Source organism: Terrabacter sp. Soil810, from assembly GCF_001429645.1.
GTDB lineage: Bacteria > Actinomycetota > Actinomycetes > Actinomycetales > Dermatophilaceae > Terrabacter.
The window spans coordinates 82486-106941 of sequence record NZ_LMSW01000014.1 but is presented as its reverse complement, the minus strand read 5'-3'; the positions used below and the strand labels follow the sequence as shown (position 1 = coordinate 106941).

Sequence of the window (24456 nt, the reverse complement as noted above, 5' to 3'; positions counted from 1 at the left end):
GCATCGCCGCACAGTCCCCTGTCCGTGCGGATCGTCGCCGATGCGTCCTCTCACTGTCCGGACGAGGGGGTATGCCGGAGGGCTGGGTCGCGCTCGTCGTCAGGCCGGTCGCACGGCGCGGCCGAGGTAGCCGAAGACCCAGGGCCGCATGAGCTTGGGCGTCAGTGCGTACGCCCGGTCGATCTCCTCGATGACGAGGCCGGACTCCTCGACCAGTCGGTCGATCGGGCGGGTGAGGTGGCACCCGTCGAAGACCCTCTTCTGCACCGGCTCGAGGAGGCGCTGCCACCGTTGGACGCCCTCCTCGGGCGCGATGCCGTGCTCGAGGAAATGGAGGGCGCCGCCCGGTCGGAGCACGCGCCGGACCTCGGCGAGGGCACGGTGGACGTCGGGGATGGTGCACAGCGTGAACGTCGACAGGACGGCATCGGCGCTCGCGTCCGGGAGGCTCAACCACTGGCCGTCGAGGTCGCCCCGGACGATCGGGATCGGGCTGCCGGCGCGGCGCCGCGCCCCCAGCTCCCAGCCGAGGTCGGACGGCTCGACGGCGACGACGCGGGTGACGGCGCTCGGGTAGAGCCCGACGTTGTGGCCGCTGCCGAAGCCGAGCTCGACGACCTCGCCGTGCAGACCCCCGCAGGCCCGGGCCCGGAGGGCGCGCACCTTCTCGTCCTCGCTCCCGGCCGCCACGAGCCGCGGCGTGACCTAGGTGGCCCAGATGCCCATGCGGCCAGCGTAGGGGAGCTCACCCGCCGTGCAGGGTGATGACCGGGATCTCCGGCGGGGCGAGGGCCCGGCGCACAAGGGCGGCGAGCAGCGCGAGGAGCGCCGCGGGGCCGGCGACGGAGAACGACAACGAGGTCAGCCGGCGCGGGTCAGGCCGGGGTGCCGAAGCGCACCGCGTTGCGCTCGCGCGCCTTCTGGCGCTCGATCTCGCGGTCCTTGGGCGGAGCCGTCGTCGTCAGGTGCTGGAGCAGGTGGGCCGTCGCGTGCGCGACGGCCTCGACCGCCTCGTCGAAGGCGGCCTGGTTGGCGTGGCTGGGCTTGGTGCTCCCGCTGACCTTGCGGACGTACTGCAGCGCGGCGGCACGGACCTCGTCGCTCGTCGCTGGCGGCTCGAAGTTGTGGAGCTGTCGGATGTTGCGGCACATACATCGACTGTATGTCGCGGCACCGACCCACGGTCCCTGCCGCTCGCACCCTTCGAGGTGATCGCGCGAGCGGCGTCGGCGTCGAGATCACCTCGACCCGACGTCGCTTCGGTGAACATTTCTCGCCGAAGGGGTTGCCAAACTGAGAGTTAGTAAACTTTACTAACTCTCGTGACCACCGCACTGCCGCGAGCCCGCCGCGTCTCCCCCCGCACCGCCGTGCTGCCCGCCCACGGGCGGCGGCACAACCTCTCGCTCGTGCTCCAGATGCTCTACTCGGTCGGTGCGATGAGCCGGGCCGACCTCGCCCGCCGCCTCGGGATGAGCAAGGTGACCGTCTCCGACCTCGTCTCGGAGCTCATGGACAGCGGTCACGCCGTCGAGCTCGGCCCCTCCGAGGTCGTGCGCCCCGGCAAGCCGGGCACCCTCGTCGACGTCAACCGCACGGGCCTGCAGGCCATCGGCGTCGACCTCGCCGCCCACGAGGTGCTGCGCGCCGCCGTGCTCGACCTCGACGGCAACATCCTCGTCCGCGCCGAGCGCCCGATCGGCGACGACTCCGGCCAGGCCGTCGTCGACACCGTCCTCGACCTCGTGCACGAGGTCATCGCGGCCGCCACGGCGCCGCTGCTCGGCATCGGTGTCGGCACCCCCGGCATCGTCGGCCCGGGCGGCGTCGTCGACACGGCCCCCAACCTCGGCTGGAACGACGTGCCGCTGCGTGACATCGTCGCCGACGCGACCGGCCTGCCCGTCTTCGTCGTCAACGATGCCGACGCCGCGGTCCACGCCGACTACACGCTCGGCGACGGCGGCGACGACCTCGTCCTCGTCAAGATCGGGCGCGGTGTCGGTGGCGGCCTCATCGTCGGCGGCCAGCGCGTCCGCGGATCGCACTTCGCCGCGGGCGAGATCGGCCACGTCACCGTCGGCACCGACGGCGGCGCCATGTGCCGCTGCGGCAAGGTCGGCTGCCTCGAGACGTGGATCTCGGCCCCCAACCTCGAGAAGGCGCTCGCCGCGGCGCCCTCCGACGACCCGCAGGAGCCGCTGCGCGAGGCGGGCGAGCGCCTCGGCATCGCCCTCGCCCCCGTCGTCGCCGCCCTCGACCTCTCGGAGGTCGTCCTCAGCGGCCCCGAGCACCTGCTCGGCGGCGTCCTGCGCGACGCCGTCGAGGAGACCCTCCGGACCCGCCTCCTCGCCCGCACCACGACCGACCTCACGGTGCGCCTCGCGCACCGCTCCGACGACATCGTCCTGCGCGGCGCCGCCGTCCTCGTCCTCTGGGACCAGCTCGGGGTCGCCTGACCCCGCCGTCCACCCTGACCGGGCCGGACGGCATACGCCCTCGGCCCACGACAGCGCACCACCCCCTCGAACTCCCCTCCACAGGGACACCCCTCCACTCGCGTCCAGCGAACAACCGGTCCGCACCGCGGCCCTTCGAAAGGAAGACAAGGAATGAAGAAGACCCTGGGTCTGGCCGTGGCCACGACCACTGCGGCGCTCGTCCTCACCGCGTGCGGTGGGGGTGCCACCGGCTCGACCACCGACCCCTCGGCGGGTGCGTCGGGCAACGCCGGCAAGTCCATCACCCTCTGGCTCGCCGGCACCGACACCCCGAAGGAGCTGCGCACCTACCTGCAGGACACCTTCAAGGCCAAGACCGGTGCCACCCTCAAGATCGAGGAGCAGAGCTGGGGCGACCTCGTCACCAAGCTGACGACCTCGCTGCCCGACCCGAAGAACACGCCCGACGTCACCGAGATCGGCAACACGCAGAGCCCGACCTTCACCAACGTCGGTGCCTTCAGCGACGTGTCGGACATGTACCAGGAGCTCGGCGGCAGCAAGCTGCTCCAGTCCTTCGTCGACGTCGGCAGCGTCGACGGCAAGCAGTACGCCCTGCCCTACTACTTCGGCTCGCGCTACATGTTCGCGCGCAAGGACGTCTGGCAGGAGGCCGGCGTCGCCGCGCCGAAGACCCTCGACGAGTTCAACGCCGCGGTCAAGACGATCACGACGAAGAACCCGCGCAGCATCAAGAACTTCTCCGGCTTCTTCCTCGGCGGCCAGGACTGGCGCAACGGCGTCTCGTGGATCTTCGCCAACGGCGGCGAGCTCGCGAAGCAGGAGAACGGCCAGTGGGTCTCGACGCTCGCCGACCCCAACACGGTCAAGGGCCTGACCCAGCTGCAGGACCTCTACAAGAACGCGTCCAAGGCCCCGGCCGACGCCAAGGACCAGACGCCCTGGCTCTACGTCAACGACGCCGACGAGATCCTCGACGAGTCCGGCAACGTCACGGGCAAGACGTCCCTCGCCGCCGCGACGATCATGGCGCCGGGCTGGGCCCACTGGTCGATCGGCGACCTCGTCGAGAAGGACGGCAAGAAGGTCCGCGAGTGGAACGACAAGAAGTTCAGCGCCTTCGTCCTGCCGGGCAACGACGGCAAGCCCGCCCCGGTCTTCGCCGGTGGCTCGAACATCGCCATCTCCAAGGCCAGCCAGAACCAGGCCCTCTCCAAGGAGCTGCTGAAGATCATCTTCTCCGCGGACTACCAGAAGAAGCTCGGCGGCGCCGGCCTCGGCCCGGCCAACACCGACTACGTCAGCTCCCTCGGTGACGACCAGTTCGCCAAGGCCCTCATCGACTCCGCGACCAACTCCAAGCTCACCCCGGCTGCTCCGGGCTGGGCGACCGTCGAGTCGAAGATGATCATGGAGGAGTTCTTCTCCAAGATCCGGGACGCCTCCGACCTCACGGCCCTGGCCCAGGAGTACGACGCGAAGATCACGCCGCTGCTCAACCTCAAGTGACCTGACCGTCGCGTGACACCACGTCCGGCGGTCGGGACCCCCTCCCGCCCGACCGCCGGACGCCAGGTTCGAAAGGCCCGCCCATGACCTCCACGGCGACCGCTCCCCCCGAGACCGCCCCGGCACCGGAGCCCGCGGCTCCCGCCCGCCCCGCCCGACGGCACACGCCCGCGTGGCTCGTGCTCCCCTCGCTCGTCCTGCTCGTCGCCGCGCTCGGCTACCCCGTCGGGTGGCAGGTCGTCACGAGCTTCCAGCACTTCGGGATGATGCAGCAGTTCGGCCAGCCGCCCGAGTGGGTGGGTCTGTCGAACTACGCGACCCTGGTGACCGACCCGGAGCTCTGGGTCATCGTCGGACGCTCCATCGCCTTCTGCATCGTGTGCGCCCTGTCGACGGTGGCGATCGGCCTCGGTCTCGCCCTGCTCATGGGCGCGGTCACCCGCGCCGGGCGTCTCGTCCTCCAGGTCGCGCTCCTGCTCGCCTGGGCCATGCCGGTCGTCGCCTCGATGACGGTGTGGACGTGGATCGTCAACTGGCGCAACGGGTTGCTCAACTGGGCGCTCGAGCGCGTCGGTGTCGACGCGCAGGGGCACAACTGGCTCGTCGAGCCGCTCTCGTTCCTCGTCGTGGCGGCCGTCATCGTCGTGTGGATGAGCGTGCCGTTCGTGGCCCTCTCGATCTACGCCGGGCTGACCCAGCTCTCCCCGGAGGTGCTCGAGGCAGCCGAGATCGACGGCGCGGGAGGCTGGAAACGCCTCCGGCACATCATCCTCCCGCTCGTGGCGCCGGTCATCTCGATCGTCCTGCTGCTCCAGCTCATCTGGGACCTCCGGGTCTTCACGCAGATCAAGCTGCTCCAGGACGCCGGTGGCGTGGCCAACGAGACCCACCTGCTGGGCACGTTCATCTACCAGCTCGGCACGGGCGCAGGCGATTTCGGGATGGCCAGTGCCGTCTCGATCGTCATGCTCCTGCTCACCGTCGCCATCAGCTGGTACTACGTCCGCTCGCTCATGAAGGAGGAGTCGTGAGTCGCATCCTCGGCCCCGCCCGCTCGCGTCGGTCCACCCGACGCTCGGTGCTGACCGTCGTCGCCGTCCTCGTCGCCTTCGTCTGGGCGTTCCCCGTCTACTGGATGCTCAACTCGGCCTTCCTCGACAAGGTGACCCTCCAGTCGAGCACCCCGACCTTCCTGCCCTTCGGCGGCTCCCTCGACAACTTCGCCACGGTCTTCGGCGACGCGGGCTTCGTTCGGGCGCTGGGGATCTCGCTCGCCGTCACCCTCGTCACCGTCGCCGCGGCCATCGTCATCGCCTTCCTCGGGGCCCTCGCGATCAGCCGTTTCCGCTTCCGCGGCCGACGCTCGTTCATCCTCGCGCTGCTGCTCATCCAGATGCTGCCCGCGGAGGGACTCTTCATCGCGCAGTACAAGATGATGAGCTCGGTGGGCCTGCTCAACAACGTCCTCGGCCTCGCCCTGCTCTACACGGCGGCCGTCGTCCCCTTCACCGTGTGGATGCTGCGCGGCTTCGTCGCCGGCGTGCCCGTCGAGCTCGAGGAGGCGGCCATGGTCGACGGCCTCTCGCGCACCAAGGCCTTCCTGCGGATCACGTTCCCCCTGTTGGCTCCCGGGCTCGTCGCGTCGGGCGTCTACGCGTTCCTCCAGGCGTGGAACGAGTTCACCGTGGCGCTGGTCGTCATGACCGAGGAGCAGTCCCGCACGCTGCCGCTCTGGCTGCGCGGCTTCGTCCAGGCGAGCGCGACCCGCGAGACCGACTGGGGCCAGGTCATGGCCGCGTCGACCGTCGTCGCGGTGCCCGTCATCGTCTTCTTCCTCGTCGTCCAGGGACGCATGAGCAACGGCCTCGTCGGCGGAGCGGTGAAGGGCTGAGATGAACACCTCACGAGAGGCGCTGCGGCGCCTCGTTGTCGGCACGCTCATGCCCGGTTTCGTCGGCACCACCGTCCCCGCGTGGATCGAGCGGGAGTATGCCGCCGGGCTGGCCTCCGTCTGCCTCTACGGCGCGAACGTGGTGGACCCCGACCAGCTGGCGACCCTGTGCGCGTCGCTGCGGGAGGCCGCGCCCGACCTGCTCGTCGCCGTCGACGAGGAGGGCGGTGACGTGACGCGGCTGCACTACCCGACCGGTTCGACGCAGCCCGGCAACGCGCTGCTCGGGCGCCTCGACGACACCGGGCTGACGCGGAGCTCCGCCTCGGCCATCGGACGCGAGCTCGCGGCATACGGCATCAACCTCGACCTGGCGCCCGTCGTCGACGTCAACTCGGCCGACGAGAACCCGGTCATCGGGGTGCGCAGCTTCGGCGCAGACGCCGCCCACGTGGCCCGGCACTCCGCCGCCTATGTCGAGGGCGTGCAGTCGGTGGGCGTCGCGGCGTGCGCCAAGCACTTCCCTGGCCACGGTGACACGGTCACCGACTCGCACCACGCGCTGCCCCGGGTGCACGCCGAGGCGCACGTGCTCGACGTGCGCGAGCTCGAGCCGTTCCGCGCAGCGATCGAGGCTCGCGTCGCGTGCATCATGACCTCCCACGTCGTCGTCAGCGCCATCGACGCCGAGCGTCCGGCGACCTTCTCGCCGATCGTCCTCGGGGACGTGCTGCGCGGCCGTCTCGGCTTCGAGGGTGTCATCGTGTCCGACGCCCTCGACATGGCCGGGGCCTCGGCGGAGACCGGCATCCCCGAGGCGTCCGTGCGCGCCCTCGTGGCGGGGTGCGACCTGCTCTGCGTCGGGTCCGAGACGACGGAGGCTTGCTACCTCGCCGTCGTCGAGGCGCTCGTGGAGGCTGCGGCGTCCGGGCGGTTGCCGGTCGACCGCCTCGGGGAGGCGGCGGCGCGGGTCGCCCTGCTGTCCAAGGGTTTCGCCATGGGTGGCGTGGGTGCGAACTTCGTGCAGGATGACGACGCGGCGGAGCCGGCATGGGCCAATGGCGCTCTCGTCGGGGGCTTCGAGGTGGGCGGTGCGGTCCGGGCGTGGCTCGACGCGCCCGGTGACGCCGTCATCGTGCAGGTCGCGTCCGACCCGAACCTCGCCGTCGGACGCGTCGCCTGGGGGCCGGATGCCGCCGGGCTGACCACCGCCGAGCCGGACGTGCCGGATGGGGCGAGGGTCGCCGTGGCCGGTCGCGGTCTCGCGGCCGGGCACCCGTTGTGGGACGTCGCCGAACGGCTTCGCGCACAGGGACATCCGACGATCGTCGTCGACTGCGGCTGGCCGCGCGGCGGAGCCGACCTCGTGACCTTCGGCGGCTCCGTCGTCGTGGCCCAGGCCCTCGGCCGCTACCTCGGGGTGCCCGCGCGATGACGGCGGGGCACCGGCTCGGCATCGACATCGGCGGGACGAAGACGGCTGTGGCCCTCGTGGCCGACGGCTCGGTGCAGGCGATGCGCTCGGCGCCGTCCGGACGCGGTGCGTCCGGAGTCGTCGACGTCGCGGTGCGGCTGGCACGGGAGGTCCTCGATGCGCACGCGCCTCGCGCGCGGGGTCGTGGCGCCGAGGTGCCGGTCGGGGCCTGCATGCCCGGGCTCGTCGACCCGGTAAGCGGCTTCGCCCGGCACGCCGTCAACCTCGAGGTCGAGTCCCTGGACCTCGCCGGCGAGCTCTCGGCGCGCCTCGGCGTCCCCGTGGCGGTCGAGAACGACGTCAAGGCCGCCGCCCTCGGCGCCTGGCGCCTGCGCGGGTCCTNGCGGGGTCCGCGGGGTCCGCGGGGTCCGCGGGGTCCGCGGGGTCCGCGGGGTCCGCGGGGTCCACGGCGGGCGTCGGGCCGGCACGCGGGTCGGACGACCGTGGAGGCGAGACGGCGCTGGCCTACCTCAACCTCGGGACGGGCCTGGCCTCGGCCGTCGTGCGCGACGGGATCGTGGTCCGCGGGATCGACGGTGCGGCAGGCGAGATCGGGCACCTGCCAGTGGGCGGGGACGCGCCGTGCACGTGCGGCCAGGTCGGCTGCCTCGAGACCGTGGCCTCCGGGTCCGCGCTCGCCCGGCTCTGGCCCGCGGCCCGGCGTCGAGCCCGGGACCCCTTCGCTGCGGCAGCTGCCGGTGACCCGCTCGCCGGCGCGGCCGTCGACGTCCTGTGCACGGGGGTGGGTCTGGCGGTCCAGGTGCTCGCCCTGGCCTCGGGCGCCGAGCGTGTCGTCGTGGGCGGCGGCCTCGCCGGGCTGGGCGCGCCCCTGCTCGACGGGATCCGTGCAGACCTGATGCGGCGGGCACGCAGCTCGAGGATCATCGACGCCCTCGGCCTGCCCGACCGCGTCGAGCTGCTGCCTGCCGACGTGCCCGTGGCCGCGCTCGGAGCTGCCTGGCTCGGTGTCCCGGACGTCCCACGCCGGGCCGCGGTCGCGTCGCCGGACGCCAGTCCCGACGTCGCCCTGCCCGGTGAGAGGGTGGGCTGATGGAGGTCCTCGTGCTGCCCACGCCCGCCGACGTCGCACGCCGAGCCGCGTCGGTCGTCATCGAGGGGCTGGCCGCTGCCCGCCGCCCCGAGCCCGTCATCGGACTCGCCACCGGATCCTCCCCGCTCGGGCTGTACGCCGAGCTGGCGGGGGCCGTGGCGAGCGGCCGCCTCGACCTGCGCGGTGCCAGCGGGTTCGCGCTCGACGAGTACGTCGGCCTGCCCGCGGGGCATCCCCAGTCGTACCGCGAGGTGCTGCTGCGCGAGGTCTGCGGGCCGCTGGGACTGGCGCCCGACCGGCTGCACGTGCCGGACGGCTCCGGCCACGACGAGGACGAGCTCGTTTCCGGCGCAAGCGAGTACGAGCGCCTCATCCGTGACGCGGGTGGTGTCGACGTGCAGATCCTCGGTATCGGCGCCAACGGCCACCTCGGCTTCAACGAGCCCGGGTCGGCGCTGTCGTCGCGGACCAGGGTCAAGCGCCTGTCGGACCGGACGCGTCATGACAACGCGCGCTTCTTCGACGGGATCGACGACGTGCCGACGCACTGTGTCACCCAAGGACTCGGCACCGTCCTCGACGCGCGGCGGCTCGTGCTCGTCGCCTCCGGGCCGGGCAAGGCGGCGGCCGTCGCGGCCGCGCTCGAGGGTCCGCTGTCGGCGTCGTGCCCCGCGTCGGTGCTCCAGTGGCACGCCGACGCGACCGCCGTGCTCGACGAGGCCGCGGCCTCGGGCCTGCGCAACCGGGACTACTACGACGCCTCGGCCGCCGGGCTGTGAACGGACGCGGGGACCCAGCGGGACGCCATACCCCACGTTCGGGCGTGTCGCGTACCGCTGTGGACAGCGCACAGGGGTGAGGAACTTGTTCTCCACACCCCGTGGACAGGCGTTTATGCAGGTCAGCGAGCACGAACTCGTGTGACCGGCGCCACATGCCCACAGTTGTGCACACACGTTGTCCACACCTGTTGACGGCGTGTCGGGGATGACCGTCCACCGGTTGTCCACAGCAGGTTCGGCGCGGATGGCTCCTGAGGTTGTTGTCGGTCGAACCCCGCACCTACGGTGGGTCGGGTGCTCCTCGGGAGGGTGAGCGGACGAGCTGGGTAGGACTCGTCCCCCCTCGTTCCAGCACTGTCGGCACGACGTTGTCTACTGGTGTGGACCAAGTTGCACTGATGTCATTCATCACTCAGGGGAAGGGGAGCACGTGTCGCTCGATGAGCTGAGCACGAGCGCGTTCGCGTCGTCGTCGACCCGTGACGGGGGACCTCCGGACGACCGCCTCCCGCCCCAGGACGTCGGGGCCGAGCAGTCCGTCCTCGGCGGCATGCTCCTGTCCAAGGACGCCATCGCCGACTGTGTCGAGCAGCTCAAGGGCACCGACTTCTACCGCCCCGCGCACGAGCTCATCTACGACGCCGTCCTCGACCTCTACGGTCGCGGCGAGCCCGCCGACGCCATCACCGTCAGCGACGAGCTGACCAAGCGCGGCGACCTCGGGCGCGTCGGCGGTCAGGCCTACCTCCACCAGCTCATCGCCTCGGTGCCCACCGCGGCCAACGCCGGCTACTACGCCCAGATCGTCGCCGAACGCGCCGTGCTGCGCCGCCTCGTCGAGGCCGGCACCCGCATCGTCCAGCTCGGCTACGCGCAGGGCGGTGGTGACGTCGAGGACATCGTCAACGCGGCGCAGGCCGAGGTCTACGCCGTCGCCGACAAGCGCGGCGGCGAGGACTACCACGCCATCGGCGACATCATCGAGGCCACGGTCGACGAGATCGAGGTCGCATCCGGCCGATCCGGCGAGATGACCGGTGTGCCAACGGGATTCACCGACTTCGACGCCCTGACCAACGGTCTGCACCCCGGCCAGATGATCGTCATCGCCGCCAGACCGGCGATGGGAAAATCGACCATCGGACTCGACATCGTCCGGTCTGCTGCGATCAAGCACAAGATGGCTGCCGTCGTCTTCTCGCTCGAGATGAGCCGCACCGAGATCACCATGCGTCTGCTCTCGGCCGAGGCCGGCATCCAGCTGCAGCACATGCGCAAGGGCACGATGCGCGAGGAGGACTGGACCCGCCTCGCTTCGACGATGGGCCGAGTCTCCGACGCACCGCTCTTCATCGACGACTCGCCGAACATGTCGCTCATGGAGATCCGTGCCAAGTGCCGCCGGCTCAAGCAGCGCGAGAACCTCAAGCTCGTCGTCATCGACTACCTCCAGCTGATGAGCTCGGGCAAGCGCGTGGAGTCGCGCCAGCAGGAGGTCTCGGAGTTCTCGCGTGCGCTCAAGCTGCTCGCCAAGGAGCTCGAGGTCCCGGTCATCGCGATCTCGCAGCTGAACCGTGGTCCCGAGCAGCGCACCGACAAGAAGCCCGCGATGAGCGACCTTCGCGAGAGCGGGTCGATCGAGCAAGACGCGGACATGGTGATTTTGCTGCACCGCGAGGCAGCCTACGAGAAGGACTCCCCGCGCGAGGGCGAGGCTGACCTCATCGTGGCCAAGCACCGAAACGGTCCCACCGACACGATCGTCGTCGCCTTCCAGGGTCACTTCAGCCGCTTCACCAACATGGCCAACAACTTCTGACCCGGATCCCTTGGCAGCACAGGCCGCTCGCACACGGGCGAAATGGCGTGGTCGCCTCCGAGGCCACGCCTCTAGGGTGGGTCCATGGCGTCGGTGAGACAGGTCCAGGTCACGTTCGACTGCGCAGATCCAGAGCGGGTGGCTCGCTTCTGGTGCGAGGTGCTCGGCTACGAGGTGCCGCCACCGCCGGAGGGTTTTGCCTCGTGGGACGAGTTCGACCAGTCACTGCCGCCGGAGCGTCAGGGTTCGGCGTTCGCGTGCTCCGACCCCACCGGTGTGGGCCCGCGCCTGTTCTTCCAGCGCGTCCCCGAGGGCAAGGTCGTCAAGAACCGGGTCCACCTCGACGTCCGGGTCGGCACCGGGCTCGTCGGTGACGAGCGCCTGGCGGCCCTCGAGTCCGAGTGCGCCCGGCTCGTCGCGCTCGGTGCCACCCGAGGGACGCTGCTGCGCGCCGACGGTTTCAACGAGTCGTGCCAGGTGATGCAGGACGTCGAGGGCAACGAGTTCTGCCTCGACTGAGCGACGGTCGCCCGTCGCGAGTGACCGCCCAGCCGGTGGTCCGGGTGGGCGGTCACGTCGCGGGGGACGGGGCGAGGTCAGTCCTCCGCCAGAGCGGCGAACGTCTGCTTGGTCTCGGTGTACCAGGCCATGGACTTCTTCGGGTGCCGCCACCGGGCCTTCATCGCCTGACGTGCCTCCTGGTGGGTGCCGTCGCCGGCCTTCTCCGCCTCCTTGAGGTGGCGGTCCTGGGCCTTGATGATCTCGTCGGCGGTCTCGGCCCGGTGCTCGAGGTCGCAGGGTCCTCCGAGTGCTCGGCAGGTCATGGTCTTCATGGTCATCTCCTTCTCTCGTGTGCTGTCCTGCACTACTGACGATCGGGACGGGGCAGATGTGACAGGGCCGACCGGGCCCTCGGTGGGATCAGCGCTCACACCGCGGGCTCCAGGCGCCGGATGTCGGTCCAGCCGGTCCAGCCGCGCTCCTCGAGCAGCTCCAGCAGCCGGCCCGCGCACGCGAAGGACTCGAGGAACGCCGCGTCGAGGAGGGCGACCAGGTCGTCGCTCACGGGGTGCACGTCCTCGATGCCCTCGGCCTCCGCCGACGCGGCCTCGATGAAGGCGGCGACCCGGTCGGCGAGGGCGGGCAGACGCGGGTCGGTGGGGGTGCAGTCGACGAGGTCGCCGACGTCGAGGTAGAGCCGGCGCAGCACCTCGTGCTCGATCTGGGTCTGCTTGATCTCCATGAAGGCCGCGACCTCGTCCGGCATCTGCGCCGCGATGAGGATCCAGCTGTCGCGCTCGACCTCGATGAGTCGCTCGGGGAAGCCGAACTCGCGCATCCGGTCGAGGTAGGCGACCGCCTCGGGCGGCAGCGCCAGGCTGTCACCTGCTGCGAGCTTGGCGATGCGCTCCCGGTGCCGCTGGAGCTCGCGGATCTCGGCGCGCAGGCGGCGGTCGATCTGCTCGACCGCCGCCGCGAACTCCTCGTCACCCGCCTCCAGCAGCTCGTGCACCCGAGCCAGGGGCACCCCCGCGTCGGCCAGGGTGCGGATCCGGACCAGCTCGACGACCGCGGCCGCGTCGTAGCGCCGGTAGCCCGAGTGGTCACGCTCGGGCTCGGGCAGCAGGCCCTTGGCGTGGTAGTGCCGGACGGTGCGGACGGTGACGCCGGCATACGACGCGAGCTGGCTGATGGTCAGCATGGCCCTATTCTGCGACCTTCGCGCACACCTGCGCGGCGACCTCGCGGTTCAGCGTGGACCGCCACGTGTCGGCGTACGTCGTCACGCCGCGCAGTCGCTCGTCGCAGAACGCCGCGACGTCACTCCCGGTGACGTCCAGGACGTGCCTGCCCTCGGCGGCACTGGTCTCGAAGAGCTCGAGGACGTCCTTCAGGACCGCGACGACGTCCATGCCGTCGCCAGAGGTGAAGCGCCACATGTAGGACTTCATCTCGCCGTAGACGACCCGGTAGTCGCGGGGCAGGGTGCGTGCCCGCGCCTCCATGGCCTTCCACTCCTTCTTGTCGCCGATGATCTTGGTCAGCAGGTTGTTCATGACGGTGTCTCCTTCGCGGGTGGTGGGGACGGCGGCGGTGTCAGGCGAGCTTGCTGCGGTAGGTGCGCATCGCCAGCGCGTAGGCGACGAGGAGGAGCCCGACGCACCAGGCGAGGGCCACCCAGCCGTCGCTGCCGACGGGCTGCTGCGCGAAGAGGCTGCGGATGGTGTTGACGATCGAGGTGACCGGCTGGTGCTCGGCGAACCACTGCACGGGGCCGGGCATGCTCTCCGTGGGCACGAAGGCCGAGCTGACGAAGGGCAGGAAGATCAGCGGGTAGGAGAAGCCGCTCACGCCGTCGACCGTCTTGGCGGTCAGCCCCGGGATCACGGCGAGCCAGGTGAGCGCCAGGGTGAAGAGCAGCATGATCCCGAGCACCGCGAGCCAGGCGAGCACACCGGCGCCGGTGCGGAAGCCCATCGCCAGGGCGACGAGGACCACGAGCACGAGCGAGGTCATGTTGGCCACGACCGACGTCAGCACGTGCCCCCACAGGAACGCCGAGCGCGTGATCGGCATCGACTGGAACCGTTCGAAGATGCCGCCCGAGACGTCGGTGAAGAGCCGGAAGGCGGTGTAGGCGATGCCGGAGGCGACGGTGATGAGCAGGATGCCGGGCAGCAGGTAGTTGACGTAGGAGGCGCCTCCCACGTCGATCGCCCCGCCGAAGACGTAGACGAAGAGCAGGAGCATGGCGATCGGGGTGACGGCGGTGGTGATGATGGTGTCCGGGCTGCGCAGGATGTGGCGCAGGGACCGCTTGAGCAGGACGTCGGTGTCGTGGAGGACGTAGGTGGTCATCGCTGGGCTCCTTGGCTGGCGGCGCCGTCGTGACCGACGATCGCGAGGAAGATGTCTTCGAGGGACGGCTGCTTCTCGACGTACTCGACCTTGGCCGGCGGGAGGAGCTGCTTGAGCTCGGCGAGCGTGCCGTCGGCGATGATGCGGCCGTCGTGGAGCACCGCGATCCGGTCGGCGAGGTGCTCGGCCTCGTCGAGGTACTGCGTGGTGAGCAGGACGGTGGTGCCGCGGCCGGCCAGCTCCTGCACCGTCTTCCACACCTCGATCCGCGACTGGGGGTCGAGCCCCGTCGTCGGCTCGTCGAGGAAGAGCACCGGCGGGTCGCCGATGAGGCTCATCGCGATGTCGAGGCGACGGCGCATGCCACCCGAGTAGGTGGCGACCCGCTGCCCGGCGGCGTCGGTGAGGCCGAACCGCGAGAGCAGGGCGTCGGCGATCGCTCCCGAGCCGTCGAGGCGCCGCAGCCGGGCGACGAGCACGAGGTTCTCGCGGCCGGTGAGGATCTCGTCGACGGCGGCGAACTGCCCAGTGAGGCTGATCGACTCGCGGACCTTCTCGGGCTCGGTGGACACGTCGTGCCCGTTGACGGAGGCGGTCCCGCCGTCGGCCTTGAGCAGCGTGGACAGGATCTTCACCGCAGTGGTCTTGCCGGCCCCGTTGGAGCCGAGCAAGGCGAAGATGGTGCCCGCGGGGACGCTCAGGTCGACGCCCGTGAGCACTGCGTGGTCACCGTAGGACTTGGTGAGCCCGGCGATCTCGATGGCTGGTTGAGTGGTCATGCGTACAGCGTGCAACCCTGACGCAGCGTCAAGGTCAAGCGGCAATCTGTACCGATTATTCCAGCCGGTCGGTGACCCGTCAGCGCGCCTCATCGAGGATGCGCTGACGCACGCCCAGCAGCCGGGTCGTGGCGCTCTCGTCGGACCGCGCGGAGTCGGTGAGCCAGTCGACCAGGGCCCGGTCGTCCCGCGTCACCCCCGCGCGCTCGTCGGCGACCGCGGCGGCCATCAGGGCCCCGGCGCGCGGTACCGGCAGGGCGTCGCCGAGCGCCTCGTCGGCCCAGCTGTCCGCCGAGCGCAGGAGGTCGTCGTCGACATGGCGCCGTCGCGCCCGACCCAAGGCGTCCGCGGCCACTGGCAGCGATCCCACCGCGCCGGAGTCCGCCACCGAACGCACCTCCGCCACCAGCGCGTCGAGGTGGATCTCGAGCAGCCAGGAGGGCATCCCCCGGGCGGCGAGGACCCGCGACAGCCACTCGACCTGGTGCACCGCGCGGTCCTCGGCCAGGGTCGCGAGCGAGACGAGCCACGCGGAGTCCGTCGTGGCGAACCGTGAACCGCGCGCACCGTAGCGGGCGCCGTAGTAGGGCATGGCGTCGATCGACCCCTGGGCGGCCCGAACGGCGGCGCGCAGGAGGGTCGCATCGGTCGTGATCTCGTAGCCACCGGAGGCCGGGTTGACGATGCCGGCGTCCACGGCCTGCCCGGTGGCGCGCCGGAGGAGCCCGGCCATGACGTGGCTCCTCGCCTCGGCGACCAGGGCGGCGACCCGGTCGGGATCGGCGTCCGCCACGACGTCACCGGTGAGCGCAGACCGCAGCACGGCCTCATCGGTCGATCCCGCTGCGACGACGAGCCGCTCGACCCCGACAACCGCTGCGAGGACGGCAGGGTCCTCCAGCGGACCGGTCACCTTCCGGTCGGCATGATCGAGCAGGATCCGGTGGGCGTGGTCGGCGTCGACGGGCTCTGTCACGGGTCCAATCCTTGTCCATCGCCCCCAGCCGTGTCAGGCGACCCCGAACTTCGTGGTCCCGGGAATGGGTGGCGGCGCGGCCGCGTTGACCGGACCGGAGAGCATACCCATGGGGGGTATGCCGGGTGGCGGGCCCAGCGGGTCCCCGCAGCTCCCGGGACCGGAAGGACGAGACGATGAACCACCCAGCGCACACCCATCACGCAGCCCACGAGGCGCACGCGGCCCACGGTGGAGGGCTCGCCTCGATGGCGGCCAGTGCCACGCTGCACTGCCTCACGGGCTGTGCGATCGGAGAGATCCTCGGCCTCATGATCGGCACGGCGGTCGGGCTCGCCACGGGGGCGACCATCGCGCTGTCCGTGGCGCTCGCGTTCCTCTTCGGCTACGCACTCTCGAGCCTGCCCCTGCTGCGCAGTGGTCTGACGCTCGGCGCCGCGCTGGGGCTCGTCGTGGCCGCCGACACCGTCTCGATCCTCACGATGGAGGTCGTCGACAACCTCGTCATGGCCGTCATCCCGGGTGCCATGGACGCGGGGCTCGTCAACGCCGTCTTCTGGGTCGGGATGTCGATCTCGCTCGTCGCGGCGTTCCTCGCCGCCTACCCGGTGAACCGCTACCTGCTCGCCCGCGGCAAGGGCCACGCCCTGACGCACGAGCACCACGGGTCGGCCGCTGCGGTCACCGGAGCGCGCCGTTTCATCCCCGACCTGCCCGCGCCGGCCCTGGCGGCGGCGATCGCCGCGTTCATGCTCGGTGGGGTCGTCGTCGCGGTCGCCGACGGGCTGGCATCTCCCAGCGCGGCGACCCACGCGGCCGTCAGCACGACGCGCTGACGGCGGACGCCGAACGTCCGGGTACGGCCCTACGCTGCCAATGGTGGGCCCGGTGGTGGTCCGAGGACAGCATCAGGGGCGGACGGGCCTCTGGGAGAAGGGGACTGCGATGACCGATGTGACCTACGACGACCAGACCGGCGCCCGCTTCGAACGGGCCGCGCTCACCGGCGCCTCCTTCGAGGACGTCTACCTCGACGGCGCCACCTTCCACGACGTCGATCTGCGAGGTGCGTCGCTGCGCCAGGTCGACCTGCGGGGCCTTCGCGCCCGCGACGTCTGGCTCGAGGACGTCGACATCACCGGCGACGTCGAGAACCTCGTCATCAACGGCGTCGACGTGGCGCCCCTCATCGAGGCCGAGCTCGACCGCCGGGACCCCGACCGGCCCAAGATGCGACCGACCGACGCCGCCGGCTACCGCGAGGCCTGGGACGTCCTCGAGCGGCTCTGGGCCGGCACCGTCGCGCGCGCCCGCACCTTCCCGGCCGACCAGCTGCACGAGCGCGTCGACGGCGAGTGGTCCTTCATCGAGACCCAGCGGCACCTCGTCTTCGCCACCGACGCGTGGGTGTGTCGCGCCCTCCTCGGTGAGCCCGAGCCGTGGGACGCCCTCGACCTGCCGCACGACGACATGCCCGACAGTCCGCCCGTGCCTCGCGACCGGGACGCGCGCCCCTCGCTCGACGAGGTGCTCGCGCTGCGCGCCGACCGGACGGCGACGGTGCGCCGGGTCGTCGACGGGCTCACCGACGAGGCGCTCGCGGGCACCACCGAGCCCGTCACCGCGCCCGGCTACCCCGAGCCCGAGTCGTATGCCGTGACCCGCATCCTGCGCACCATCCTCAACGAGGAGTGGCAGCACCGCCTCTACGCCGAGCGGGACCTCGACGCCCTCGCCGCCGGCGCGGGCGACCCCGCCCCGGCCACCCACTGACCCGGCCACCCCCTGACCCGGCGCCCGCTGACCCGGCGCCGTCTGACCCGGTCGCCCGGCGACCTCACAGCCGGTTCCCGGCGGTTTCCCACCCACGGCTCCTACCCTGCTCCATCACCATGCGTGCGCGGGCGCGTGCAACCGCCGACCCCGCCGACCGCCGAACCCAGGAGGTTTCCGTGGCAGATCTCGGGTGGCCGGAGCTGAGCATCATCGCCCTCGCCGTCGTGCTCCTCTTCGGCTGGAAGCGCATGCCCGACATGGCCCGCAGCCTCGGGCGGTCGGCGCGCATCTTCAAGTCGGAGGTCGACCAGATGCGGACCTCGGCCGACGTCCCTGAGAACCACGTCGGCTCCGCCACGAGCGCCGTCTCCGAGGCGGACGACCGCGCGGCCGCCGCCGAGGCCGAGGTCGCCCGGCTGCGTGCCGAGCTCGAGACCCGGAAGCACGCGAGCGGCTCGCACTAGTCTGCGACCGTGACGAGCGACCCCTCCGCCTTCCCCGAGCCCGAGCCCGACACGGAGCCCCACGCCGTGGCCGACACCGAGCCCGCGACCGAGCCCGCGACCTTGGCCGCGACCGTGGCGCTCCTGGTCGGCGACGTGCGCACCGAGCCCCTGGACGAGCAGGTCCCCGCCGGGGTGGAGGTGCTCGACGGAGCGCCGACCGCCGCCGTCACGACTCTCGCCGAGGTCGCCGGCGCCGAGGTCGGCGTCTGGGAGATGAGCCCCGGCACGGTCACGGACGTCGAGGCCGATGAGGTCTTCGTCGTGCTCTCCGGCCGGGCCGCGCTCGCGGTCGAGGGCGGTGCGACGCTCGAGCTCGGACCCGGCTCCGTCGTGCGGTTGCCCGAGGGTGCGCGCACGGTGTGGACGGTCACCGAGACGCTCCGCAAGATCTACGTCACGCCCCGCGCCTGACGGCATACGCCATCGGTCGCCCGTCAGGCGACGGTGTGGATCGGGTCGTTCGGCAGCCGGCGCACCTTGGCGCGGCGGCGACGCCGCTCCGGGATCATCGAGCGCATCTCCTCGAGGCGGCCGAAGCACAGCAGCCGGTCCTCGGCCTCGAGCACGACGCGGCGCCGCGGGTTGGGGACGACGCTCGTGCCGCGGTGCAGGGTGAGCACCTGCAGGTCGCGCTCCTCGAGCCCCGAGTCGCCGATCGTCTTGCCGATGATGTCGGCGCCGGCGTGCACGACGAGCTCGGCGACGCCGTAGCCCGTCGAGACCGTGAGCCGCTGGCGCACGTCGATCTCGGGGAAGGCGACCTGGCCGGCGATGTGGTCGATGATCGCGCCGGCGACATCGAGCTTCGTCGCCGTCTCGATGCCCTCGAGACCGGGGGAGGAGTTGACCTCCATGACGAGGGGGCCGTCGTTGCCCTCGAGCATGTCGACGCCGGCGACGCGCAGGCCCATGATCTGCGCCGAACGCACGGCCGCCTGCTCGTACTCCGGCGTCAGCTCGACCGCCTCGACGGTGCCGCCGCGGTGGACGTTGGAGCGGAACTCGTCGCCGCTGGCCCGTCGCCGCATCGCGGCGACGACGCGGTCACCGACGACGAGCGCGCGGATGTCACGGCCCCGGCTCTCGGTGACGAAGCTCTGGATGAGGACGTTCTGCTTCGTGCTGTGCAGCGTCTCGATGATCGCCTCGGCGATCTTGATGTCGGGCGCGAGGATGACCCCGATGCCCTGCGTGCCCTCGAGCAGCTTGATGACGACGGGCGCGCCGCCGACGCGCTCGATGGCCGGCATGACGTCGGCGCGGTTGCGCACGAACGTCGTCGCGGGCATGCCGATGTTGTGGCGCGACAGGATCTGCGCGGCGCGGAGCTTGTCGCGCGCGTTGGAGATGCCGTTCGCGGTGTTCGGCGTGTAGACGTCCATCTGCTCGAACTGCCGCACGACGGCCGTGCCGAAGTAGGTGATCGAGTTGCCGATGCGCGGCAGCACCGCGTCGTAGTCGGAGATCGGGCGTCCGCGGAACTGCAGGTCGGGCTCCGGGCCCGAGAGGTCGATGGCGAAACGGAGCGTGTTGAGCACCCTCACCTGGTGCCCGCGGTCGAGCGCTGCGGTGCGGAGGCGCTGCGTCGAGTAGGCACGCGGCGCGCGCGAGAGGATCGCGAGTTTCATGCAGGGTCCTGCCAAGATGGGCGGGTGTCTGGGCCGGCCTATTCAAGCACTCCCGTCGGGTGGAGGGAGTGGGTCGGCATGCCGGCGATCGGCCTGCCGTGGCTCAAGGCCAAGATCGACACCGGTGCTCGCACCTCGTCGCTGCACGCCGAGGACGTCGAGGAGTTCGACCGCGACGGCGAGCCGTGGGTGCGCTTCACGGTGCACCCCTGGCAGGACGCCACCGACGACGCCCACACCATCGAGTGCCCGGTCCACGACCGACGCAGCGTGCGCAGCTCGTCGGGGCACGTGACCAAGCGCCTCGTCGTGCGGCTCGACCTCGCGCTCGCCGGCCGCACGGTCCCCGCAGAGGTGACGCTGAGCAAGCGTGACCGGATGGGCTTCCGGATGCTCGTCGGTCGGGAGGCGCTGCGCCAGGGCTACGTCGTCGACCCCTCGCGGTCGTATGCCGGCGGCAAGCCCCCCAAGGACGTCCGGCGTCGCAACCGCGGTCGCTGACCCCCGCGCACGACGGCGGTCGCGAGCAGGGCGAGTGCTGCGGCACCGAACGGCGCTCCCGGGCCGTATGCCGTCCCGAGCGTCGTGAGGACGACCGGCGCGACCGACGTGGCGAGTCCCCACGTCAGTCCCAGCACGGCGAGGTAGGTGCCGCGGGACCCCTCAGGTGCCAGGGTGCCGGCGCGGGCCATCGTCGTCGCGATGACGAGGAGGCCGCCGACGTCGAAGGCGACGAGGCCGAGGGCGAGCGTCGCGGGGTGGACGGCGAGTGCGATCGTCGCGAGACCGGCCGAGGCGACCACCTCGCCGACGAGCAGGACACCGGCGTCGTCTGTGCGGCGGCGCAGTGCAGCGGCGAGCCACGCGCTGGGGACGCTGGCTGCGGCGCCGGCGGCGAGGACCCAGCCCGTGACGGCCGGGGCCAGACCGCGCTGCTCGACGAGGAGCGGCACCCCGAGCACGACGACCATCGTCACGGTGGCGGCGACGGTCCCGAAGGCGACGACCGGGCGCAGGCGCCGGTCCTGGAGCGCTGCGGCCCACCGAGCGCGGGCGACGGGCGTGATGCGGTGGCGTGGGCGTGGGGAGGTGCCCACTCGACGTGAGTCCTCGTTGACCGGGCGGTTCTCCACCGAGAAGGTGGCGTGGGGGATGCGGCGGGCGACGAGGGCGGCGCAGGCGAGGCAGGTCGCCGCGTCGACGACGAACAGCCACCGCAGGCCGGCGCCCGAGAGGGCGGCCGCGACCAGCCCGGCGAGGACGCCCGCGACCGCGAGGGAGGCGTTGAGCGCGGAGTAGGCGAAAGCGCGGGCATCCTCGGGCACGAGATCGGAGACGAGCGCCTGCGTCGGCGGCTCGACGACCTCGTACGCCAGCCCGAGGAGCACGGCGCCGAGGAGGGCCCAGGCGAAGCCCGGTGCCATGGCGATGACGAGCTGGGCGACCGCGCAGCCGACGAGGCCGAGGAGCATCGTCGACCGGTGGCCCCAGGCGTCGGTGAGGTGACCGCCGACGATGCGCGAGGGGATCGTCGCGACGCCGAAGCAGGTGAGGACCAGCGCGGTCTCGGCGGCCCCTGATCCGAGGTCGCGGACGAGGAGCACACCGAGGAAGGCCATCGAGAAGCCGCCGAGCCGGTTGACGCACCGGGCGAGGATGAGCAGGCGCAGCTGGGGCGGCAGTGCGGTCGCCTCGCGGTGGCTCCTCACTCGGATCTCCTGACTGTCGAACTAGACTTTGGCAGTCACGAGACTATGAAGGAGGGGGTGACTGGTCAAGTGCGTTTCGACAGTCATGTCGAGCGGCTGCTCGACGCGACGGTGGCACTCGTCAACCTCGCGAGCCCCGGCGAGGCCCACGGGACGGCATACGAACCCCCGACGGGGGACGACCTCGTGCGCGGCGTGGCCGACGCGACCTCGTCACCCGAGCGGCGCTCGCGGCCGACATCCGCCGAGGCCGGCGCTCTCCTCACTGTCGTGCCGCAGGTCCGGGACGTCTTCGAGGCGGCGGAGCGCGACGACCTCGCGGCTGCGGCCTCGGTCGTCAACGACCTGCTCGCTGCGACGGGCGCCCGTCCGCGGCTCGACCCCGACGACGAGGGCCGCTACCAGCTGCACTTCCACGGTCCCGACGACGGCTTCGTACGCGGCTGGCAGGCGGGTCTCGCCTCGGGCCTGGCCATGGCGGTCGGCAGTGACCTCGGCGGCCGCCTGGGGGTGTGTGCGGCGCCGGTGTGCGACCGCGTCTACGTCGACGGGTCGAAGAACGGCACCCGGCGCTTCTGCTCGGCGCGCTGCCAGAGCCGCGTCAAGGCCGCCGCCCACCGCGCCCGCACCCGCTGAACCCCGCCCCGCTCGGCGGGAGGGGATCTCTCAGGTCGTGGTCGTGGTCGCGGTGGTGGTGGTGGTGGTGGCGGCGTCGTGGGCGGCCCAGAGGCGGGCCTCGGCGGCGGCGTCCATGGGACCTCCGCCACGGTTGGTCGGGCGTTCGGGCAGCCCCTCGCGCTCGAGCCACGCCCACGTGTCGGCGACGGTCTCGGGCATCGGCCGGCAGCGCAGGCCGGCCGCCGCGGCCGCCGAGGTGTCGAGCGCGTGCAGGCCGGCGAGCTCGCCCGTCGGCGGGACCCAGATCGGCAGCTCGGTCCAGGGCTGGACGCCGGCCGCCTCGACCGTCTCCGGGTCGAGCCAGACGAGCTCGGCATCACTCGCCGTCACGGCACGCACCTCGTCGAGCAGGGCGCCGATCGTCGTGTGGCCGGGCTCGCTCACCATGTTGAAGGTGCCGACCGGCCGTGACCCGAGCACCCAGTCCGCGATGTCGCGGCAGTCGACGTACTGCAACGGCCGGTCATACGGACCCGGTGCGGGCACGCGCCCACCGGCGGCGATCCGCTTGAGCCAGAACGGCATCCGGCCGACCATCTCGTACGGGCCGAGGATGAGCCCGGCGCGGGCGATCGCCACGTCGCCGTCGAACTCCGCGAGCGCGGCGAGCTCGCCCCCGCGCTTGGCCGCGGCGTAGTCCGAGCCGTCGGTCGACGACGGGTCGCCCTCGACGACCGGCGCGCCCTCGTCGGAACCCACCGCGATCGGCCACGTGTAGACGGAGCATGACGAGACGTACGTGTAGTGCGGGGCGCGTCCGCTCAGCAGCCGGGCCGACGTCTGCACCGCGACCGGCTCGGCCGACCACGTGTCGAACACGGCGTCCCACTCGTCGTCGCCCAGCGCGGTGCGCAGGGCCCGGGGGTCGAGGCGGTCGGCGTGCCGCGCCTCGGCGCCCTCGACGGGCGTGCCGCTGACGCCGCGGGTCACCGTGGTGACCTCCTCGCCGCGGGCGAGGGCGGCCTCGACGAACGCGCGACCGACGTGGTGGGTGCCTCCGAGCACGAGCAGTCTCATGGGCACGATCCTCGCCCGGACGCGCCGCGACGCCAAGGCCCCTTCGCTGTCGACGTAAGGCCGTCCAGCGGCTGGTGCGGTGCAGCCCTACTCCCAGTCGGCGATGCGGGCCGTCGCCGTGCGGCCCTCCGTGAGGTCGGCGACGTGCTGCGAGAAGCGCGGGCACGCGACGATGTCGTGCGCCCGGCAGCGCAGCGCGTGCTCGGTCATCTCGCGCGAGCGCTCGATGGACCGCGCCCGCTCGTCGAGGTCGCGCAGGTGGGCCTCGAGCACCTCGTGTCGACCGGCCGCCTCGCCGTCGAGCAGCACGCCGATCTGCTCGAGCGTCATCCCGGCCGCCTTGTTGCGCAGGATGACCGCGACCCGCACGAGGTCGGTGCGTCCGTAGCGCCGGTAGCCGGACCCGTCGCGCGCCGGGGTCAGCAGCCCGAACGTCTCCCAGTGCCGCAGCACGTTCGTCGGCAGGTCGAAACGCGCCGCCAGCTCACCGACGGTCCACGTCTCGTCACGCTGCCTTGCCTTCATGTCCACATGAAGGTACACGCTGGATCGCAACAGGCACAGAGCCGCCCGGGACCGACCGCCGGACAACTGCCGGACAACCGCCGGACAACCGCAAGGAGCCACTCATGCACACCGACGTCGCCGTCATCGGCGGAGGCCCCGCCGGCCTCCAGGCCGCCCTCACCCTCGGCCGCATCCACCGAGACGCCGTCCTCTTCGACGACGGGACCTACCGCAACGCCACCGTCAGCCACATGCACAACGTCGTCGCGCACGACGGGACCCCGCCGGCGGACTTCCGCGCCGACGCGCGCAGGCAGCTCACGGCATACGACACCGTGAGCCTGCGAGAGGAGCGCGTCGCGTCGATCGAGGAGGTCGACGGGAGCTTCCTCCTACATGCGGCCGACGGCACGACCGTGACGGCGTATGCCGTCGTGCTCGCCACCGGGGTCCGTGACACGCTGCCGCCGGTGCCCGGGCTCGACCCGCTCTGGGGCGACCTCGTCGCGCACTGCCCCTTCTGCCACGGGCACGAGCTCAGCGGTCAGCGCGTCGGCATCCTCGGCGCCGCGAACGCGCCCCACCTGTCGGCGCTGCTCGGGCGCATCGCGTCCGAGCTCGTCGTGCTCGCCGACGGTGCGGACGTGCCGGACGGCCTTCCGGCGGTGGCGATCGTGCGCACCGAGCGGGTCGTCGCGGTCGAACGGCACGACGGGGGCGTACGCGTGGTGCTCGAAGGCGTCGACGGTGAGCAGGTGCACGAGCAGGTCGCAGGCCTCTTCGTGAAGCCGGAGCTCCACCAGTCGGCACCGTTCGCCGAGCAGCTGGGACTCGAGCTCAACCCGTCCGGGGCGGTCCGCGTCGACGAGTTCGGCCGGTCGAGCCGCGAGCGCGTCTTCTGCGCGGGCGACATGGCGCACCTCCCGGCCTACCCGATGCCGATGTCCTCGGTCGTGTCGTCGATGGCCGCCGGCCAGCTCGCGGCCTCGGCGGCGATCATGGCGTTGCTGTCGCGCTGAGGTCTGGCAAGGTG

28 protein-coding genes and 1 pseudogene are annotated in these 24456 nt (G+C 71.8%); 17 read left to right on the top strand and 12 right to left on the bottom strand.

Annotation, left to right across the window (positions count from 1 at the left end):
• Positions 1 to 99 precede the first annotated feature (99 nt).
• A complete protein-coding gene (locus ASG96_RS18890; protein WP_235509230.1) occupies positions 100 to 690 on the bottom strand; it encodes a class I SAM-dependent methyltransferase in 591 nt (196 codons plus the stop codon).
• Positions 691 to 875: 185 nt separating this feature from the next.
• Positions 876 to 1151 (bottom strand): DUF2277 domain-containing protein, encoded by a 276-nt coding sequence (locus tag ASG96_RS18885; protein ID WP_057588965.1) that lies wholly within the window; start codon positions 1149 to 1151, stop codon positions 876 to 878.
• 171 nt (positions 1152 to 1322) lie between these two features.
• Between ASG96_RS18885 and ASG96_RS18880 the strand changes: the two genes are divergently transcribed.
• The 10 genes and pseudogenes from ASG96_RS18880 (at position 1323) to ASG96_RS18835 (ending at position 11507) form a co-directional block, all read left to right on the top strand.
• On the top strand, positions 1323 to 2459 hold the full coding sequence (locus tag ASG96_RS18880; protein ID WP_200962721.1) for an ROK family transcriptional regulator: 1137 nt from the start codon (positions 1323 to 1325) through the stop codon (positions 2457 to 2459).
• 153 nt (positions 2460 to 2612) lie between these two features.
• Positions 2613 to 3971 carry an extracellular solute-binding protein gene (locus ASG96_RS18875; protein WP_057588964.1) on the top strand — a complete coding sequence of 453 codons (1359 nt, stop codon included), beginning with the start codon at positions 2613 to 2615 and terminating at the stop codon, positions 3969 to 3971.
• Positions 3972 to 4054: 83 nt separating this feature from the next.
• Positions 4055 to 5002, top strand: coding sequence for a carbohydrate ABC transporter permease (locus tag ASG96_RS18870; protein ID WP_057588963.1), 948 nt, complete (start codon positions 4055 to 4057; stop codon positions 5000 to 5002).
• Positions 4999 to 5862, top strand: coding sequence for a carbohydrate ABC transporter permease (locus ASG96_RS18865; RefSeq protein ID WP_057588962.1), 864 nt, complete (start codon positions 4999 to 5001; stop codon positions 5860 to 5862). Before ASG96_RS18870 ends, ASG96_RS18865 begins: the two co-directional genes overlap by 4 nt.
• Before the next feature lies 1 nt (position 5863).
• Positions 5864 to 7297: a beta-N-acetylhexosaminidase gene (gene nagZ, locus ASG96_RS18860; protein ID WP_056750328.1), complete on the top strand. Its 1434-nt coding sequence runs from the start codon at positions 5864 to 5866 to the stop codon at positions 7295 to 7297.
• Positions 7294 to 7678, top strand: a pseudogene (locus tag ASG96_RS24725) (ROK family protein); the annotation flags it as partial. The gene nagZ and the pseudogene ASG96_RS24725, both read left to right, overlap by 4 nt.
• 1 nt (position 7679) lies before the next feature.
• A partial coding sequence (locus ASG96_RS24320) for an ROK family protein (RefSeq protein ID WP_162262063.1) occupies positions 7680 to 8387 on the top strand: 708 nt, incomplete at its 5' end.
• Entirely contained in the window at positions 8387 to 9166 is a 780-nt protein-coding gene (locus tag ASG96_RS18845; RefSeq protein ID WP_057588959.1) for a glucosamine-6-phosphate deaminase, read from the top strand. The genes ASG96_RS24320 and ASG96_RS18845, both read left to right, overlap by 1 nt.
• 433 nt (positions 9167 to 9599) lie before the next feature.
• Entirely contained in the window at positions 9600 to 10988 is a 1389-nt protein-coding gene (gene dnaB / locus ASG96_RS18840) for a replicative DNA helicase (RefSeq protein ID WP_056750334.1), read from the top strand.
• An 84-nt stretch (positions 10989 to 11072) separates the two neighbouring features.
• Complete coding sequence (locus ASG96_RS18835) at positions 11073 to 11507, top strand: VOC family protein (protein WP_057588958.1); 435 nt, start codon at positions 11073 to 11075, stop codon at positions 11505 to 11507.
• Between the two features lie 77 nt (positions 11508 to 11584).
• Here ASG96_RS18835 and ASG96_RS18830 read toward each other — a convergent pair whose 3' ends face one another.
• The 6 genes from ASG96_RS18830 to ASG96_RS18805 form a co-directional block, all read right to left on the bottom strand.
• On the bottom strand, positions 11585 to 11821 hold the full coding sequence (locus ASG96_RS18830; RefSeq protein ID WP_057589216.1) for a DUF1059 domain-containing protein: 237 nt from the start codon (positions 11819 to 11821) through the stop codon (positions 11585 to 11587).
• 95 nt (positions 11822 to 11916) lie between these two features.
• A complete protein-coding gene (locus ASG96_RS18825; RefSeq protein WP_057588957.1) occupies positions 11917 to 12690 on the bottom strand; it encodes a MerR family transcriptional regulator in 774 nt (257 codons plus the stop codon).
• 4 nt (positions 12691 to 12694) lie between these two features.
• Complete coding sequence (locus tag ASG96_RS18820; protein WP_056750345.1) at positions 12695 to 13045, bottom strand: DUF1048 domain-containing protein; 351 nt, start codon at positions 13043 to 13045, stop codon at positions 12695 to 12697.
• A gap of 40 nt (positions 13046 to 13085) precedes the next feature.
• Complete coding sequence (locus tag ASG96_RS18815; protein WP_056750349.1) at positions 13086 to 13847, bottom strand: ABC transporter permease; 762 nt, start codon at positions 13845 to 13847, stop codon at positions 13086 to 13088.
• Positions 13844 to 14626 carry an ABC transporter ATP-binding protein gene (locus tag ASG96_RS18810; protein ID WP_057588956.1) on the bottom strand — a complete coding sequence of 261 codons (783 nt, stop codon included), beginning with the start codon at positions 14624 to 14626 and terminating at the stop codon, positions 13844 to 13846. The genes ASG96_RS18815 and ASG96_RS18810 overlap by 4 nt, the downstream gene beginning before the upstream one ends.
• A gap of 79 nt (positions 14627 to 14705) precedes the next feature.
• Positions 14706 to 15602 carry a hypothetical protein gene (locus tag ASG96_RS18805; RefSeq protein ID WP_057588955.1) on the bottom strand — a complete coding sequence of 299 codons (897 nt, stop codon included), beginning with the start codon at positions 15600 to 15602 and terminating at the stop codon, positions 14706 to 14708.
• A 176-nt stretch (positions 15603 to 15778) separates the two neighbouring features.
• Here ASG96_RS18805 and ASG96_RS18800 point away from each other — a divergent pair, with 176 nt between their 5' ends.
• The 4 genes from ASG96_RS18800 to ASG96_RS18785 all read left to right on the top strand — a co-directional run bounded on the left by ASG96_RS18800 (position 15779) and on the right by ASG96_RS18785 (position 18295).
• Positions 15779 to 16438: a DUF4396 domain-containing protein gene (locus ASG96_RS18800; protein ID WP_235509229.1), complete on the top strand. Its 660-nt coding sequence runs from the start codon at positions 15779 to 15781 to the stop codon at positions 16436 to 16438.
• Positions 16439 to 16547: 109 nt separating this feature from the next.
• Positions 16548 to 17375: a DinB family protein gene (locus ASG96_RS18795; protein WP_057588954.1), complete on the top strand. Its 828-nt coding sequence runs from the start codon at positions 16548 to 16550 to the stop codon at positions 17373 to 17375.
• Between the two features lie 179 nt (positions 17376 to 17554).
• Complete coding sequence (locus ASG96_RS18790; protein ID WP_057588953.1) at positions 17555 to 17842, top strand: Sec-independent protein translocase subunit TatA; 288 nt, start codon at positions 17555 to 17557, stop codon at positions 17840 to 17842.
• Between the two features lie 9 nt (positions 17843 to 17851).
• Positions 17852 to 18295, top strand: a complete 444-nt coding sequence (locus tag ASG96_RS18785; RefSeq protein ID WP_235509228.1) for a cupin domain-containing protein — start codon at positions 17852 to 17854, stop codon at positions 18293 to 18295.
• 23 nt (positions 18296 to 18318) lie between these two features.
• Here the strand turns inward: ASG96_RS18785 and ASG96_RS18780 are convergent, their stop codons facing one another.
• On the bottom strand, positions 18319 to 19512 hold the full coding sequence (locus ASG96_RS18780; protein ID WP_056750361.1) for a RimK family alpha-L-glutamate ligase: 1194 nt from the start codon (positions 19510 to 19512) through the stop codon (positions 18319 to 18321).
• Positions 19513 to 19590: 78 nt separating this feature from the next.
• On the opposite strand from ASG96_RS18780, the gene ASG96_RS18775 reads away from it, so the two are divergent.
• A complete protein-coding gene (locus ASG96_RS18775; protein ID WP_057588952.1) occupies positions 19591 to 20013 on the top strand; it encodes a RimK/LysX family protein in 423 nt (140 codons plus the stop codon).
• Here the strand turns inward: ASG96_RS18775 and ASG96_RS18770 are convergent.
• Entirely contained in the window at positions 19935 to 21221 is a 1287-nt protein-coding gene (locus ASG96_RS18770) for an MFS transporter (RefSeq protein ID WP_057588951.1), read from the bottom strand. The genes ASG96_RS18775 and ASG96_RS18770 overlap by 79 nt on opposite strands.
• 69 nt (positions 21222 to 21290) lie before the next feature.
• Between ASG96_RS18770 and ASG96_RS18765 the strand changes: the two genes are divergently transcribed.
• On the top strand, positions 21291 to 21857 hold the full coding sequence (locus tag ASG96_RS18765; RefSeq protein ID WP_082588394.1) for a CGNR zinc finger domain-containing protein: 567 nt from the start codon (positions 21291 to 21293) through the stop codon (positions 21855 to 21857).
• A 30-nt stretch (positions 21858 to 21887) separates the two neighbouring features.
• Here ASG96_RS18765 and ASG96_RS18760 read toward each other — a convergent pair whose 3' ends face one another.
• Together ASG96_RS18760 and ASG96_RS18755 are read right to left on the bottom strand one after the other, a co-directional pair.
• On the bottom strand, positions 21888 to 22916 hold the full coding sequence (locus tag ASG96_RS18760; RefSeq protein ID WP_057588949.1) for an NAD-dependent epimerase/dehydratase family protein: 1029 nt from the start codon (positions 22914 to 22916) through the stop codon (positions 21888 to 21890).
• 87 nt (positions 22917 to 23003) lie between these two features.
• Entirely contained in the window at positions 23004 to 23441 is a 438-nt protein-coding gene (locus ASG96_RS18755; protein WP_057588948.1) for a MerR family transcriptional regulator, read from the bottom strand.
• 104 nt (positions 23442 to 23545) lie between these two features.
• Here ASG96_RS18755 and ASG96_RS18750 point away from each other — a divergent pair, with 104 nt between their 5' ends.
• On the top strand, positions 23546 to 24442 hold the full coding sequence (locus ASG96_RS18750) for an NAD(P)/FAD-dependent oxidoreductase (protein WP_057588947.1): 897 nt from the start codon (positions 23546 to 23548) through the stop codon (positions 24440 to 24442).
• Positions 24443 to 24456: the final 14 nt, after the last annotated feature.